This window comes from Streptococcus sp. sy010 (assembly GCF_007859175.1).
GTDB lineage: Bacteria > Bacillota > Bacilli > Lactobacillales > Streptococcaceae > Streptococcus.
In genome coordinates this window covers 147,395-162,604 of record NZ_VOHO01000003.1, presented here as the reverse complement: position 1 = coordinate 162,604, position 15,210 = coordinate 147,395, and the positions used below count along the sequence as shown (strand labels likewise).

Sequence of the window (15,210 nt, the reverse complement as noted above, 5' to 3'; positions counted from 1 at the left end):
ATAACCTATCCTAATTTCTTTTGCAAGAATTTTACTTGATTTTTTTAAAAAATTTACACTGAGCTTCTTTTTCAAGATTTAATAAGTTCATTTTCTTGGTCAAACCTGCCACATAACCACCTAGTTTGCCATTACTGGCAATGACACGGTGGCAAGGAATAAGAATTAAAACTGGATTTTGCCGACAAGCATTGGCAACAGCTCGTGCTTTTTTGACATCTCCCAATTGTAAAGCTAGGCTTTTATAACTGACGGTTTCTCCGTAAGGGATCCTTGACATAGCTTGCCAGACTGCCTGCTGAAAACTTGTGCCAATCAAGGTCATTGGCAGATTAAAGGACATGGACTTGCCAGCAAAATAATTCTGCAAATCTATGACGACTCGCTCAATCACATCATTTGTCCCCGCTTCAATAATAGCACCTGTCTGCCGACAGATTTTTTCCAGTAAACTGGACTGGTTGGAACTATCACTGAAAGTCAAGGTGTATAGAGACTTGTCATCAGCAATAATAAGGAGCTGACCCAGGGGGCTTGGAATTGTTTTTTTCTTTAATTTCACGTCTTTATTATAGCATTTGCATTTACAATTTCGCTTTTTCAAGCTACAATAAGGATATGATGATTTATAAAATTGTGGCTACAGCTCTCTTTGTTTTAATTCCATTAGTATCTTTCCTAATCACTAAATTTTGTCAACTACATAGATTGGGGCTGAAATTTCCTGATTTAGCTTTCCCAGCTCTCTCAGTTGCTGCTTTTTTTCTCTCTAAACAATTTTTTCTCCATTCTCTGTTACCCCATTATTTGATTTTATTATCCTTGTTGGCTATCTTTGTGAGCTTTTGGCTCTTAAACAAACAGCCCAACTATTTTTCTTACAAGGCTTTTTTCAAACTTTTTTGGCGAACTGGTTTTCTGGTCACTTTAGTTTTTTACTTGGGCATGTTGGTAATGATTTTTCTTTTAAAATAAGGTTGAAACAATGTTGTTTCAACCTTATTTATTTTAACTTTGTAAAACTTTACGAGGTTTCGTGCCTTCGGCTGGACCAATAATACCAGCTTCTTCCAATTCTTCCATCAGACGAGTGGCACGATTAAAGCCAACAGACAAGCGACGTTGAAGCATTGAAGCACTTGCTTTTTGCGTTTCAATAACAAGACGCTTGGCCTCTTCAAACAAGGGATCACTCTGCCCAGAAGACGATCCACTCATCTCATCTTCTGACACCTCACCCGGATCAAAATTCTCGTCATAATCTGCCCTTGCCTGAGATTTAATATAGTTGACAATACGTTCGACATCATCATCTGAAATAAAAGAACCTTGTAGGCGAACTGGATGGTTTTCATCAATGGGCTTAAAAAGCATATCTCCTCGTCCTAGAAGTTTTTCAGCGCCATTTTCATCTAAAATTGTACGACTATCTGTCCCACTAGACACAGCAAAAGCAACTCGCGATGGGACATTAGCCTTAATCAAGCCACTGATTACATCAACCGATGGGCGTTGGGTTGCCAAAATCATGTGAATACCAGCGGCACGCGCTTTTTGACCCAAACGAATAATAGCATCTTCAACTTCCTTACTAGCCACCATCATTAAGTCTGCCAATTCATCAACAATGACCACCAAAAGTGGCAAAGGAATGTACTTCTGATCAGATTGAGCATTGTAAGCCTCAATTTTACTATTATAGGTTTCCAAGTTGCGAACACCTAATTGACTGAACTGTTCATAACGATGTTCCATTTCAGCCACAATCTTCTGCAAAGCCTTGCTCGCCTTTCGAGGATTAGTTACAACAGGAATTAAAAGGTGGGGAATGTCATTATAAACAGATAATTCTACCATTTTAGGATCAATCATCATGAACTTAACTTGATCTGGTCTTGCCTTCATCAAGATACTGGAAATAATACCATTCACTGCAACTGACTTACCAGAACCTGTAGATCCTGCCACTAGGAGATGGGGCATACGAGCCAAATCAAAACTCCTTGCGGTTCCATTGACTGCTTTACCCAAGGGAACTTCCAAGAGTTTTTTGGGATCGGTTTTTGATTGTTCCCACAACTCACGAAACGACACGGTGGCAATCTCTGAGTTAGGCACTTCGATACCGACCAAGGACTTCCCTGGAATAGGAGCCTCAATTCGCACATCTTTGGCAGCTAGTGCCAAGGCTAAATCATCCGCCAAATTGGCAATACGATTCACTCGAACCCCTACGGCTGGTTTGATTTCATACTTGGTTACAGAAGGCCCAATCTCTGCTCGCTCCACTACAACTTTTATGCCAAAACTGGCAAAGGTTTCTTCCAAAATCTTGATATTATCTCGAACCAATTTTTTTTCACGATTTTGATTTTTGGGTTTATCAGGCGCAAACAAATCTAGATCAGGAAGTTGATAAAACAAGTTTTCCTTAGTCGTAAAAGCAAAATCTCTCTCATCATCAACTATCGAATCTGCCAACCATTCCTCGTCATAAACTGGCTCTTCTTGCCAAAGACTATCGTCTTCATACGAGATAATTTCAGCTTCTGACATAATACTCTGAGGTTCAAGAATTTCTCCGGTTTCAAAATCGACTTGTTTTTCTGCCATCTTTTCAGCCAAAAGACTGGCTTGAGCTTGTCGTTTTTCCTCACGCTCCAAAAAACGTTCTTGCTTTCTCAGTTCATGAGCAGCCTGCCATTTAGCCCATCTGACTTTAAAACCATTGATGAGATCCAACAATTCCCAAGGACTCATCAAAAACAAGCCTAACAGGATAAATAAACCACCAATCAAAAAGGCACCAATATTGGAAAATAGAAAGGCTACAGGCTTGTAAATCAAAGCACCCAATAAACCACCACCAACAAATTGTTTGGTCTGAAAAGTTAACAAATCACTGGTTAAACGGTCAAAGGTTCCCGCAAAGACATCTTGTCGAGCCAAATTCGTTAGACTAAAAAGATAAGCATGCCATTCCAATAACAAGCCAATGAAAAAAATCAAGCTACCACTTATTAAGCCTGTCATTTTTTTCAACCATTTGATGCCGAATAAATAAATTAACAAGGCAAACATGACTGGATAAGCCAAGCTCCCGACGACAAAACGGATGAGATTATAGGTGGTCACGCCAAAACGACCTAGCTGAAAAATCGCAAAAAAGAAAATAAAAGCTGTTAATAATGCCGTTAATAAACGTCTAATGGCTGCTTGGCGTTCCAAATCAGCCTTAGTTGGACGACGTGTTCGTCCTTTTTTTTGTTTTTTTGATTTTGTCATCGTTTTATTTATCGTCTATCTATAAAATGACATCACCATTACTGATGTCATTTTACCAATAAACTATTCCCCTCTAAAGAGTCGCCCCTTCTTTTCTGTTGACTATTATTTTAATATATTTATAGCAATAAATCAAAACATGTTTGGTATTCGTCAAGTTTACTCATCAAAGTGAGAAACTTTTTCTGTCATTATGCTATAATAAAGATTACTCAACTATCTATACCCTAAAAGAAAGAAGGAATTCTATGAAAAAAAGCTTTACCCTACTCTCTCTTTTTGTTAGTATTTTTGCTTTATCCGCTTGCACTAGCTTGGATCGTGCTATTAAGGGAGATGACTATATTGCATCAAGTCAAGCACAAAAAGAAGCTGAAGAACGTCTAGCTGTATTAAATAAGGCTGATTTCCCACAACTTTCCGATCAAGTTGGAGAAAATGAAGCCCAGATAAAATTGGTAACTTCTGCTGGTGACATCACCATCAAATTATTCCCAGAATATGCCCCCTTAGCCGTTGAAAACTTTCTTACCCATGCTAAGTCAGGCTACTACAATGGTTTAACATTTCATCGTGTCATCAATAATTTTATGATTCAGTCAGGAGATCCAGAAGGAAATGGAACAGGGGGACAATCCATTTGGAATGGTAAGGATAGCTCGATTGATTCAGGTAATGGTTTTGTCAATGAAGTGTCTGACTACCTTTACAATATCCGTGGAGCACTTGCCATGGCTAATGCTGGACCTGATACCAACGGTAGTCAATTTTACATTGTCCAAAATAAAGATGACGTCACCTATCAACTCGATAACCAACTCTATCCTGAAAAAATCATCCAAGCCTATCAAAAAGGTGGTTATCCTCAAGGAGACGGCAATTACACTGTATTTGGTCAAGTCACAGTAGGGATGGATGTGGTTGATAAGATTGCCCAAACCAAGGTGGATAGTCAAGATAAGCCAAAAGAAGATATTATCATCAAGGAGATTCAAATCCTCAAAGAAGCAAAAAAATAGACTGGGATAAATCCAGTCTATTTCCTTATCCAAGAGCAACATCTAAAATCATCATGATAGTAAAGCCTAGCATTAAGCCTAAGGTTGCTGAGTCGGTATAACCATGTGTTTGAGATTCTGGAATGAGTTCCTCAACCACGACGAAAATCATGGCTCCCGCAGCAAAAGATAGGGCATAAGGTAAGACTGGTGTCATATAGATAACTGCCGCTGCTCCTATTAAAGCCGCTATGGGCTCGACAACCGCTGACATGGCACCCCAAAAAAATGCCGTTTTTCTTGATTTGCCATCTGTTCTAATCGGAATGGCTAGGGCTGCTCCTTCTGGGATATTTTGTAAACCAATCCCCATGGCCAAGCCGACAGCTCCAATAAACGCAGCAGGAGAGGGATTATTAGCCAAGGCACCAAACGTTACTCCTACCGCCAAACCTTCTGGAATGTTGTGAATGGTAATGGCTAAAAAAAGCAGGGTAATTTTTGATAATTTTTTACGTTCAATTTCGGCACCACCTTCTGCTTGATCAATGTCATTTCCCAAATGTAAATGAGGAACCAAAAAATCCACAAGACGCATAAAAATGCCGCCTCCTAGAAAACCAACAGCAGCAGGTACCCAAGACCAGCTGCCATAGATTGTATCTGCATACTCAATGGATGGAGCTAGAAGTGACCAAAACGACGCTGCAATCATGACACCTGCCGCAAAACCCAGCATGGTATCTAATAATTTTCGACTGATGGTCTTAAATAAAAAAACTACTGCAGCGCCTATAATCGTACAAAACCAAGTAAATAGACCACCTAAAAAACCTTGCCAAACCACTGACAATTCTGTAAACCAAGTCAAGATTGTCTTCATCCTTTCTCTCTCAATTCAACTACCTTGTAAACGTTTTATTGATATTATAGCACAATAAATCAAAAACTTTAAGCAAACTCCTTGGACTTTTAGGCTTTTTTATGGTTTAATAGAAACAAATAAGAAAAGAGGTATATTTAAATGAATCCACAAGAACTTTTAGAACAAATTAAAGAGATGATTGCTAAAAAAGATTTTTCAGCAGCTCAAGATTTTATCAATGAAAACAAAGACAACCTAGGTGAGTACTTCGAACAAGCTAAAGCACTTGTTAGTGGTGGCGAAGGTGTTAACGGCATCCTTGATAAAGTTAAAGGACTTTTCGGTAAATAAGACAAATGAGTTGCTAAGCAACTCATTTTTTATGTCCTTGATTAAGTAACGTGTTAGTAGAGCAAACACATCTTTTATTTACCATTTTAAATTGACTAAACGATTCATTTCCTTATAGGCTTGATCAACTTTTTGTCGCATGCTTTGATCTAATTGGTTACGATAGCGACCGCCTTGGATAAAATCTTCCAGCACCATCACACGATAGTCAAAGTATTCATAGCCCTCTTCACCATAAATTCCCTTGCCCCAAGCCCAAACTAAGGTTGGATGAGCCTTGACTGTTTTCACGATGGTTTCATCACCTGTCTTTTCAAAGGTTACATCCATCAAAAGCCCACGTTCAGTCCATTTGTTGCCCAACTGCTCATAGGTTTGATTAGAAATAAAATTCCCCATAGAGTAGATGATAAATTTCTTTTGACCATCTTTTTCAATGGTTTCTGCTGGTTCTGCCACATGAGGATGACCTCCAAAGACCACATCTGCTCCCCAATCTATCATCTTACGATAAAGTCGTGTTTGTTCTGCCGTAGGCTTCAAAGCATATTCCTCTCCCATTTGAGGCATAATAACCGTTACATCTGCTTCTTTTTCGGCTTTTTCAATATCAGCCTTCATCTTTTTTTCATCTAAATCTGACAAATGTTTTTCATATTCTTCCTTAGTCAGATTAGCTTCCATCCCATTATAACCATAAGCATAGCCCAAAATAGCAATTTTGATACCATTGACGTCTTTTATCAAGATATTTTCCTTGGCACGATCTTTAGTATAAACCCCAATGCTGTCAATCCCTTCTTGCTTAAAGGTTTGTACCGTTTCAATAGCCCCATCCAACTGAGAATCTAAAATGTGATTATGTGCCAAATCTACCACATCATAGCCGACTTTTTTCATCGTTTTTGCAATTTCTGGCGGGGCATTAAACAAGGGATAGCCAGCCAAGGGATAATTTGAGCTGATTGTGCCTTCAAAATCACCCAAGGCTAAATCGGCATCACTAATCCAGTCCTTGACATAGGTAAAATAATCATCAAAATCATAAGTGCCATCTGGCTGACGAACACTGGTATAAAGAACATTATGAAGCAAAATATCCCCATTAGCCACAATTCGTGCCGTCTGAGTCGTTGAATTAGTTTGATTACTCTCTTTTTTTGGTACAAAAATACTGGCTACCATAGCCATGATACCCATAGCCAAAATTCCAAAATAAAGTAAAACAGTCACATTATCACGTTTTTTCATCATCGTCTCCTTGTCACTAACTTTATTGTACCATCTTTTATCAGAAAATAAAACGCTTTCTAAACACTAGCGATAAAAAGAGGTTAGGACAATTTGCCTAACCTCTAAATATTATGCTTTTTTACGAAGGGCACCAAATAGGATACCAGAAACAATTGCTCCGATAAGGACAAAGACAAGATAAAGTAGGGCATTACTTGTCAAGGCAATAACGAAGATACCACCGTGAGGCGCTAGCAATTTAATACCAGCAAGGCCAACTAAAGCTCCTGATAGGGCTGAGCCGACCATAAAGCTTGGAATCGCACGAGCTGGGTCAGCTGCCGCAAATGGAATCGCACCTTCTGTAATGAATGATAGACCCATGATAATGTTCGTCAAACCTGACTCACGTTCTTCTTCAGTAAATTTATCTTTAAAAAGAAGTGTTGCCACAAAGACTGCCAACGGCGGTACCATACCACCTGCCATAACGGCTGCCATAACAACTGAACCACCATTAGCAACAGACGCTGCCAAAGTACCTGTACCGAAGACATAAGCTGCCTTGTTGATTGGACCACCCATGTCAATAGCCATCATGCCACCAACAACTAAGCCGATAAGAACTGCTGAGCTTCCTGATAGACCTTCAAGGAAATTATTCAAACCAGTATTGATAGCAGCCATTGGAATATTGACAAATAACATTAAGAAACCTGTCAAGAAGACACCCAAAACGGGGAACAAAAGGATTGACTTGATGCCTTCAAGTGAGCGTGGCAATCCTGCCAAAAGTTTACGCAAGACAAGAATGACACCACCTGCCAAGAAACCACCAACTAGGGCACCAAGGAAACCTGACGATACCCCTGCAAGTGCTAGTGTTTCTTCACCACCAGCTGCAAATGGAATTTTACCCCAAGCTAGACCGCTTGATGCAATCGCTCCTGCCACAAAACCTGATACCAAACCTGGTTTTTCAGCGATTGAGTAAGCAATGTAACCTGCTAATAATGGCAACATGAAGCCAAAGGCTGCACCACCGATTTTCATAAAGACTGAGGCAAACTCATGGTAAGAACCCAAGCTACCAAGAGAATCTTGTGGGACACCTAGCATGTTATCTACCAAGAAGGCTAGGGCAATCATAATACCACCACCAATAACGAATGGAAGCATTTGGCTAACACCACTCATCAAGTGCTTATAGAAAGCACCACCCAAGCTTGTTGGTTGCTCTGATTTCACACTTGTTGTACCTGATTTGGCAGTGTAAGTATCAGCTTGACCTGACAAGACTAGGTTGATTAACTCTTCTGATTTTTTAATACCGTCAGCAACTGGACGTGATACCAAAGGTTTGCCGTTAAAACGATCCATTTCAACAGCCTTGTCAGCCGCAATGATTACCCCCTTAGCACGAGCAATATCGTCAGCCGTCAATTTGTTACCAACACCCGACGCACCATTTGTTTCAACTTTAATACCTACACCCATTTCAGCTGCTTGTTTTTTAAGGGCTTCTTCTGCCATATAAGTGTGGGCAATCCCTGTCGTACATGCAGTAACTGCTACGATGAAGTCTTGATTTGTTGCTGAGCTTGCCACAACTTCTTCTGCTTTCTTGTCTTTTGCTTGGTTAAATACTGCTAACACTTGATCTGCTGTTGTCGCTTGACGTAATTGATCTGCAAAACCATCTTTCAAAAGGTATTGAGATAATTCAGCCAAGGCAGCCAAGTGAGTATCGTTTGCTCCTTCTGGAGCAGCAATCATGAAGAACAAGTCAGTTGGTTGACCATCAAGGGCTTCATAGTCAACTCCCTTAGCAGATTTGGCAAACAGAACCGTTGCTTTTTTAACTACTGCATTTTTACTATGTGGCATAGCAATCCCATCACCCAAACCAGTTGACGTTTGCTCTTCACGTTTAACGATACCTGCCTTAAACGTGTCAAAGTCTGTTACATAACCCTTGTCAACCAAGTTTTTGACCATTTCATCAATGACAGCTTCCTTAGTCGTTGCTTGTAAATCAAGCATCATGACATCTTTTCTCAATAAATCTTGAATTTTCATAATTTTTCTACCTCCACTTTTTGATAAATCTCTTTAATAAACTCCAATTCTGCCAAATCATCTGAAAAAGCTGTCGCCGTTCCACATGCCACGCCCCATTTCAGAGCTTCAATAGGATCATTTGATTTGACAAATTCGCCAGTAAAACCAGCCACCATAGAATCACCAGCACCAACAGAATTCTTTACCTGTCCCTTGATTGGTTTAGCAAAGTAAGTTGCCTCTGGCGTCACTAGCAAAGCACCGTCACCTGCCATAGAAACAATGACATGCTGAGCACCTTGGTCTAAAATTTTCTTAGCGTATGTTTCAACATCAGCCAGACCAGATAGTTGAACCCCAAAAATCATCTCTAATTCATGGTTATTCGGCTTAACTAATAAGGGCTGATAAGCCAAGGAATCAAGGAGAGTTTGCCCTTCAAAATCACAAACCACCTGAGCTCCTGTCTGCTTGACTAAGGGAATGAGTTGCTTATAGACTTCATTACCTAGATTTGCTGGTGCAGAACCAGCAAAAACAACCACATCATCAGCTGTTAATTGAGATAATTTCTCTTCTAACGCAGCCAACTGTTCTGATCTGATAACTGGCCCTGCTCCGTTAATTTCAGTTTCTTCGTCAGCCTTAACTTTGACATTGATACGAGTGTCTTGGTCAACCCAGACAAAATCCGTTTGGATTTTCTCAGACAAAAGTCCGTCTTCAACAAAGCGACCAGTGAAACCTCCGATAAAACCTGTCGCCGTATTGTCAACCCCTAAGCGTTGCAAGATGCGACTAACATTGATTCCTTTTCCTCCAGCAAATTTATCGTCACTAATCATGCGGTTCACACCACCTAATGCTAACTGTTCTAGACGAACGATAAAATCGATGGACGGGTTAAGTGTTACTGTATAAATCATGCTTCAATAACTCTTGTTTTCTCCTTTAATTTTTGTACAAACGAAACAGAACTCCGATTGGTAATCACAGTTGCTTCCTCAACTGTAGCAACCTTAACAAAATAAGTTTGATCCAACTTAGACGAATCAACCAAAATGTAACTTTCCTGACTGTTTTTAATAACCGCCGTTTTAATAGAGGCCTCTGACAAGTCTGGTGTGGTGAAATAAGAGTCATTCACCCCATTCATGCCTAAAAAAGCCTTGTCAAAATTTAGCTGATTGATTTGTTCAACCGACATGCTGCCAATATTGGCATTGGTTGTTGGTTTAACCATACCACCAATCATCATGGTTTCAATACCTTTTTCCACCAACTTACTAGCATGTTGAATGGAATTGGTCACCACGGTCAGCTTGAGTTCAGGAAGGGCTTCAATCAAACAATTTGTTGTTGTGCCAGCATCAACAAAAATAACGTCACCTTCATTCACCAAGCCGGACGCCAAAAGAGCCAACTCTTTTTTATCTTGAATGTTTTTGACAGATTTCTGTTGATTGCTTAATTCCTCTTGCAAGCTAGGTAGGCGTTCCGCTCCTCCATGAATTCGTCTGAGCAACTTATCTGCCGCTAATTCTTCCAAATCACGTCTAACTGTTGATTCAGAGGTATTAAGCAGACAAACCAAAGTTTCTAAACTAACCACACCTTCTTGGTGAATTTTGTCTATAATCAATCGTTTTCGCTCTGATTTTAAGATAAAACCACCTCCTACTGCAATCGTTTACAATTTTATTATACCCTTTTTTCTATCATTGTCAAGCAAATTCTTTCAAAAACAATCATTTTTTGAAACCTATTGACAGAAAATCTATTTTGAAGTAAAATAATTCATAAATTAAATAAACCGATTGACGAAATCAGGAAAGCAAGACTACGGTCTTCACCCAAGGAGTAAAACTCTCAGGTGTCTTACTTGTAAGATAAAGACTGATTTACTGACGGACTTCTGGAGAGACCGATTTTACGGCACCGAAGGGGCAAGGCATTGATGCTCAATCTCTCAGGTAAAAGGACAGAAGAAAAAACAAAAATGACTGTGTGAGTCTTTTTGTCTTTCTTTTTGTTGTTTCCAGAAGGCTGTCTTAACGGACAGTCTTTTTTGTCAATCACTTTAGAAAAGGAGCTTATACATGCTTGCATTTTTTACAACTATTGATGATTTGGTGTGGGGAGTCCCTCTTCTCGCCTTACTGGTTGGAACAGGCATCTACCTAACTATCCGTTTGGGCTTATTACAAATCATTCATCTGCCACACGCCTTCAAGCTAATTTTTACTGAAGATGAGGGAGAGGGAGATATTTCAAGTTTTGCCGCATTAGCAACTGCTCTTGCTGCAACGGTTGGAACTGGGAATATTGTTGGTGTTGCAACTGCTATCACTGCTGGTGGACCTGGGGCTTTATTTTGGATGTGGGTTGCTGCCTTCTTTGGCATGGCAACCAAGTATGCCGAAGGGCTACTTGCCATCAAATATCGCACAACCGACCAAAATGGCGAAATTTCCGGTGGGCCAATGTACTACATTCTTCATGGTATGGGACAAAAATGGAAACCCCTTGCTCAATTCTTTTCTCTAGCAGGTATCTTAGTGGCACTTTTTGGAACGGGAACCTTTGCACAAATTAACTCGATTACCGCTTCGTTGGAAAATAGCTTTAATTTTGCACCACAAGTGACCAGTATCGTGATTGCTATTATCACTGCTATCATTATCTTTGGTGGGATTCAATCCATTTCAAAAATTTCTGAAAAAATTGTGCCATTTATGGCGATTATCTACATTTTAGCTAGTCTTTGTGTTATTTTAATCAATATTGACAAACTCCTGCCAACCTTGACTCTCGTCTTTCAATCTGCCTTCACTTCAACAGCTGCTATTGGTGGTTTTGCTGGAGCAACCATAAAAGATGCCATTCAAAAAGGGATTGCACGTGGTGTTTTCTCAAACGAATCTGGTTTGGGATCTGCTCCGATTGCTGCAGCTGCCGCCAAGACAAATGAACCCGTCGAACAAGGTTTGATTTCAATGACTGGTACCTTTATTGATACCCTTATCATTTGTACCATGACAGGACTTGCCATTTTAGTGACCGGTCAATGGTCAACTGACCTGAGTGGTGCTGCCCTTACTCAAGCAGCTTTTGCTTCTGTTTTTGGTATTTGGGGAAGTTATGCCTTGACTTTCTGTTTGATTCTATTTGCTTTTACAACCATTTTAGGTTGGTCTTACTACGGCGAACGTTGTTTTGAGTTTCTCTTTGGTACTAAAGGCATCCCAGCCTACCGAATCTTTTTTGTTCTAATGGTTGCTTTAGGTGGCTTTTTACAATTAGAGCTAGTCTGGATTTTGGCAGACATTTTCAATGGTCTGATGGCCCTACCAAACCTAATCGCTCTCTTGGCCCTATCACCAGTTATTATTAAAGAAACTAAAACATATTTCCGTAAATAAAATAAAAAACCACTTCTAACTAATGTTTCGAAGTGGTTTTTTATTTTTCTTGCGACTTAGCCAAATCTACTAAGGTCATTATGATGGCTTTTCCAATCTTAGAATGAGACAATGTTAATAACTTAAATGGATTGTCTTTCATCTCTTGACTTCCCAAGACAGCCACCAGACCTGTAAATATAAAATTCACTTGTAGCCTTTCTTCTATTGATAAACGCTCCTCACAAATCCCAAAAGCCTTAAACCAAGCATCTTTTAATAAGTCCTTGACCAATTGATTTAAATATAACGAGTCATTTCTAGCATAGAGCATAATGTGTTTAGAAGACGTTAAAAGTGCTTCATCCAGATTTGCAAAATTTTCTTCTTTTTTGAGAGAATCCAATAATAACATAGGAAACTGTTTAGCCACGTCATTGTTAGTTAATTTTAGAAAAATCTTTTGTGCCAAATCATAACTATCGGCATAATGATAGTAAAAAGAATTACGATTAACACCCGACTCTTGCGAGATACGAAGAACCGTTATGTCTGAATAAGGCATTATTTCAAGTAAATCCAAAAAAGCTTTTTCAATTTTTGTGGTTGCCAGGTCATCTTTTTCTGATTTTTTAGGCCTTGCCATCATTATCTCCTTTAATTAGACATTTTGCTTAGCATTGTCTGTTTTATTATAGTTAAAAAACATTTATAATACAACTATCAATCATTTAGGAGAACTTTTATGAAAAAAATCGTAAATAATTGGCATTATCTTTCCGTCTATCTTTCTGGTATCAGTGCGTTAGCCTTCATTTTCCCACTTAATGCTAGTCAAGTTTGTTTAGTAACAGCTATTATTTTTCTCTTTCTACATTTCTTTGAGGAATTTGGTTTCCCAGGTGGCTTTCCTTTAATGGGGATGAAAGTCATGATGAATAGTGATGAGATGGATTATACCAAGTGGAATTGTAATAATCTTAATTCCATGTTTGGAAATTGGAGCTTTCTATTTTTAGTTTACATCCTGCCTTTGCTTTTCCCAAACTTTAGTTTTCTTACTCTGTCTGCCATGCTATTTTTATTTGCCGAAGTTATTATGCACTTTCTTATCTTTCCGATAAAATTGAAAACCATTTATAATGCTGGACTAGTGACAAGTGTTGGCATGGGAATCATCGGTATCTATTATTTTACAACTGTCTTTCAAGCAAACGTATTGACTTGGTTTGACTACGTTCTTGCAGTCGCTTGGTTTATTTTTGTCTTTCTCTTTTCTTTCCGTTCAAAACTTTATTGGCAATTAGGGCAAAAATCTGGCTATGACTTAACTGAACAAACGGCATACGGTGCCAATTTCAAGGCTTAAAATCAACACATCATCAATAATAAAAAAAGCCCTAAGGCTTTTTTATTATTTTTTCAAATAGCGTCCCATAGCTAGTAAAGAACCAAATGAACCAATCAAGATACCCAGCAAGGTCAAGCCAAGAATCAAGCTAAGGCTAAACATGGTTGGCGGATAAAGGCTAAGACCTGAAGCTGCCAAACCACCTTGCAAATAATTATAAACAACTTGGTATAAAAAGAAAGTCAATAAAGCTGGCAAAACACTCCCGATTAAGCCAATCCATGCTCCTTCAAAGAAAAAGGGACCACGAATGTAAGAATTTTTTGCTCCAACTAAACGCATGATTTCAATATCACGACGACGTGACATGATAGTTATTTTAATCACATTAGAAATTAAAATAATCGCTACCAGTACTAAAATACCTGCGCCAACCAAGCCCCATAAGCGAACCATCTTAGAAATACCTAGTAATTTTTCCGTATCAAGACCGCCATAGTTAACTTCATCAATACCTGAAATGCCTTGAATCTGTTCAGCAATAGACTTGAGCTGGTCTGCTGAATCAACTTCTACCACATAAACATCAGATAAGACATTGCCTTCAACAGTATCCCATTCATCACCCAAGGTTGCCTTGAGTTGTTCCAACTGCTCATCCTTACTAGAAAAGGTAACTGATTTAACTCCAGTAAGTGCAGTGATTTGATTGTAAACTTGATGATAGTTAGGATTGGGTTGGGTCTTGCCCTCACCGTCAGTAATATTTTCTTGGGTTTCTGTGGAATCAACTGCTAGATAGGCATTGATGGTTAGGTTATTTTGCACACCTGTTGCCAAGCGTTCCACATTGAGTAAGACTGCTAAGAAAAGTCCAACTAGGGTTAAGGTTACTGCCACTGAAGTGGTAGCAAAAAAGGTTGACCAGCCATTACGCTTCAAACTTTTCAAGGATTCAAACAAACTTTTAATCATGATAACCGTAATCTCCTTCCTCTTGATCACGGACAATGCGGCCTTCTTCAAGGGCAATAACCCGATGACGCATGGTATTAACAATCTGACTATTGTGAGTTGCCATAATCACGGTTGTGCCATGAAGATTGATTTTTTCTAGCAACTTCATGATTTCCCAAGCGATTTCTGGATCCAAGTTACCTGTTGGTTCATCGGCAATCAGAACTTTAGGGTTATTGACAATAGCGCGTGCAATCGCCACACGTTGTTGCTCACCACCCGATAACTGCCTTGGAAAAGAGCGTTGCTTATGTTTCAAACCGACCATTTCAAGCACCTCAGGGACTCGCTTTTTAATTTCCTTGCGACTCTTACCAATAACTTCCATGGCAAACGCAACATTTTCATAAACTGTTTTTTGAGATAGTAACTTATAATCTTGAAACACAACACCTAGACTGCGACGTAATACAGGGATTTCTTTTTTCTTCATCTTGGTCAAATCAAAACGAGCCACACGCAAACGCCCTTTAGTCGCTTTTTCTTCCCGATAAAGCAGTTTTAAGAGTGTTGATTTTCCTGCTCCTGATGGGCCAACGAGATAAACAAATTCACCCAAACCAATGGTCAAATCCAAACCTCCCAAAACGGTATTGGCACGACTGTATTTTTTCGTCACGCCTTTCATTTCAATAATTGCCATTTATT

Annotated in this window: 14 protein-coding genes, 1 pseudogene and 1 riboswitch; of the genes and pseudogenes, 5 read left to right on the top strand and 10 right to left on the bottom strand. The window is 39.2% G+C overall.

Annotated features, from left to right (window positions below; genetic code table 11):
- Positions 1 to 31: 31 nt before the first annotated feature.
- Complete coding sequence (locus FRX51_RS04110; RefSeq protein WP_186627108.1) at positions 32 to 562, bottom strand: methylated-DNA--[protein]-cysteine S-methyltransferase; 531 nt, start codon at positions 560 to 562, stop codon at positions 32 to 34.
- Between the two features lie 56 nt (positions 563 to 618).
- On the opposite strand from FRX51_RS04110, the gene FRX51_RS04105 reads away from it, so the two are divergent.
- On the top strand, positions 619 to 975 hold the full coding sequence (locus FRX51_RS04105) for a DUF3397 family protein (protein WP_146461523.1): 357 nt from the start codon (positions 619 to 621) through the stop codon (positions 973 to 975).
- A gap of 33 nt (positions 976 to 1,008) precedes the next feature.
- Here the strand turns inward: FRX51_RS04105 and FRX51_RS04100 are convergent, their stop codons facing one another.
- The gene (locus FRX51_RS04100) at positions 1,009 to 3,285 is read right to left on the bottom strand and encodes a DNA translocase FtsK (RefSeq protein WP_146496082.1); all 2,277 of its coding nucleotides are present in this window, start codon (positions 3,283 to 3,285) and stop codon (positions 1,009 to 1,011) included.
- A gap of 248 nt (positions 3,286 to 3,533) precedes the next feature.
- Between FRX51_RS04100 and FRX51_RS04095 the strand changes: the two genes are divergently transcribed.
- Positions 3,534 to 4,304, top strand: a complete 771-nt coding sequence (locus FRX51_RS04095) for a peptidylprolyl isomerase (protein WP_146496080.1) — start codon at positions 3,534 to 3,536, stop codon at positions 4,302 to 4,304.
- A 25-nt stretch (positions 4,305 to 4,329) separates the two neighbouring features.
- Here the strand turns inward: FRX51_RS04095 and FRX51_RS04090 are convergent, their stop codons facing one another.
- Positions 4,330 to 5,166: a ZIP family metal transporter gene (locus tag FRX51_RS04090; RefSeq protein ID WP_146496078.1), complete on the bottom strand. Its 837-nt coding sequence runs from the start codon at positions 5,164 to 5,166 to the stop codon at positions 4,330 to 4,332.
- Between the two features lie 141 nt (positions 5,167 to 5,307).
- Between FRX51_RS04090 and FRX51_RS04085 the strand changes: the two genes are divergently transcribed.
- Positions 5,308 to 5,499: a hypothetical protein gene (locus tag FRX51_RS04085; RefSeq protein ID WP_146496076.1), complete on the top strand. Its 192-nt coding sequence runs from the start codon at positions 5,308 to 5,310 to the stop codon at positions 5,497 to 5,499.
- Between the two features lie 78 nt (positions 5,500 to 5,577).
- On the opposite strand, the pseudogene FRX51_RS04080 reads toward FRX51_RS04085, so the two are convergent.
- The 4 genes and pseudogenes from FRX51_RS04080 to FRX51_RS04065 form a co-directional block, all read right to left on the bottom strand.
- Positions 5,578 to 6,633: pseudogene (locus FRX51_RS04080) on the bottom strand (CapA family protein); the annotation flags it as partial.
- A gap of 228 nt (positions 6,634 to 6,861) precedes the next feature.
- Positions 6,862 to 8,811, bottom strand: coding sequence for a fructose-specific PTS transporter subunit EIIC (locus tag FRX51_RS04075; protein ID WP_146496073.1), 1,950 nt, complete (start codon positions 8,809 to 8,811; stop codon positions 6,862 to 6,864).
- Positions 8,808 to 9,719, bottom strand: a complete 912-nt coding sequence (gene pfkB / locus FRX51_RS04070; RefSeq protein WP_146496071.1) for a 1-phosphofructokinase — start codon at positions 9,717 to 9,719, stop codon at positions 8,808 to 8,810. The genes FRX51_RS04075 and pfkB overlap by 4 nt, the downstream gene beginning before the upstream one ends.
- A complete protein-coding gene (locus FRX51_RS04065) occupies positions 9,716 to 10,459 on the bottom strand; it encodes a DeoR/GlpR family DNA-binding transcription regulator (RefSeq protein WP_146496069.1) in 744 nt (247 codons plus the stop codon). The genes pfkB and FRX51_RS04065 overlap by 4 nt, the downstream gene beginning before the upstream one ends.
- A 239-nt stretch (positions 10,460 to 10,698) precedes the next feature.
- Positions 10,699 to 10,788: riboswitch (glycine riboswitch) on the top strand.
- Between the two features lie 104 nt (positions 10,789 to 10,892).
- On the opposite strand from FRX51_RS04065, the gene FRX51_RS04060 reads away from it, so the two are divergent.
- Positions 10,893 to 12,215, top strand: coding sequence for a sodium:alanine symporter family protein (locus FRX51_RS04060; protein WP_146496067.1), 1,323 nt, complete (start codon positions 10,893 to 10,895; stop codon positions 12,213 to 12,215).
- A 40-nt stretch (positions 12,216 to 12,255) separates the two neighbouring features.
- On the opposite strand, the gene FRX51_RS04055 is transcribed toward FRX51_RS04060, so the two are convergent.
- Complete coding sequence (locus FRX51_RS04055) at positions 12,256 to 12,840, bottom strand: TetR/AcrR family transcriptional regulator (protein ID WP_146461546.1); 585 nt, start codon at positions 12,838 to 12,840, stop codon at positions 12,256 to 12,258.
- A 99-nt stretch (positions 12,841 to 12,939) separates the two neighbouring features.
- On the opposite strand from FRX51_RS04055, the gene FRX51_RS04050 reads away from it, so the two are divergent.
- On the top strand, positions 12,940 to 13,563 hold the full coding sequence (locus tag FRX51_RS04050; protein WP_146461548.1) for an HXXEE domain-containing protein: 624 nt from the start codon (positions 12,940 to 12,942) through the stop codon (positions 13,561 to 13,563).
- A gap of 45 nt (positions 13,564 to 13,608) precedes the next feature.
- On the opposite strand, the gene ftsX is transcribed toward FRX51_RS04050, so the two are convergent.
- Together ftsX and ftsE are read right to left on the bottom strand one after the other, a co-directional pair.
- Complete coding sequence (gene ftsX / locus FRX51_RS04045) at positions 13,609 to 14,520, bottom strand: permease-like cell division protein FtsX (protein WP_146496065.1); 912 nt, start codon at positions 14,518 to 14,520, stop codon at positions 13,609 to 13,611.
- Entirely contained in the window at positions 14,513 to 15,205 is a 693-nt protein-coding gene (gene ftsE / locus FRX51_RS04040) for a cell division ATP-binding protein FtsE (protein WP_146496063.1), read from the bottom strand. Before ftsE ends, ftsX begins: the two co-directional genes overlap by 8 nt.
- Positions 15,206 to 15,210: the final 5 nt, after the last annotated feature.

Coding starts and splice junctions, on each gene's coding strand:
- FRX51_RS04105 (WP_146461523.1), top strand. CDS start 619: ATGATGATTTATAAAATTGTGGCTACAGCTCTCTTTGTTTTAATTCCA.
- FRX51_RS04100 (WP_146496082.1), bottom strand. CDS start 3,285: ATGACAAAATCAAAAAAACAAAAAAAAGGACGAACACGTCGTCCAACT.
- FRX51_RS04095 (WP_146496080.1), top strand. CDS start 3,534: ATGAAAAAAAGCTTTACCCTACTCTCTCTTTTTGTTAGTATTTTTGCT.
- FRX51_RS04090 (WP_146496078.1), bottom strand. CDS start 5,166: ATGAAGACAATCTTGACTTGGTTTACAGAATTGTCAGTGGTTTGGCAA.
- FRX51_RS04085 (WP_146496076.1), top strand. CDS start 5,308: ATGAATCCACAAGAACTTTTAGAACAAATTAAAGAGATGATTGCTAAA.
- FRX51_RS04075 (WP_146496073.1), bottom strand. CDS start 8,811: ATGAAAATTCAAGATTTATTGAGAAAAGATGTCATGATGCTTGATTTA.
- pfkB (WP_146496071.1), bottom strand. CDS start 9,719: ATGATTTATACAGTAACACTTAACCCGTCCATCGATTTTATCGTTCGT.
- FRX51_RS04060 (WP_146496067.1), top strand. CDS start 10,893: ATGCTTGCATTTTTTACAACTATTGATGATTTGGTGTGGGGAGTCCCT.
- FRX51_RS04055 (WP_146461546.1), bottom strand. CDS start 12,840: ATGGCAAGGCCTAAAAAATCAGAAAAAGATGACCTGGCAACCACAAAA.
- FRX51_RS04050 (WP_146461548.1), top strand. CDS start 12,940: ATGAAAAAAATCGTAAATAATTGGCATTATCTTTCCGTCTATCTTTCT.
- ftsX (WP_146496065.1), bottom strand. CDS start 14,520: ATGATTAAAAGTTTGTTTGAATCCTTGAAAAGTTTGAAGCGTAATGGC.
- ftsE (WP_146496063.1), bottom strand. CDS start 15,205: ATGGCAATTATTGAAATGAAAGGCGTGACGAAAAAATACAGTCGTGCC.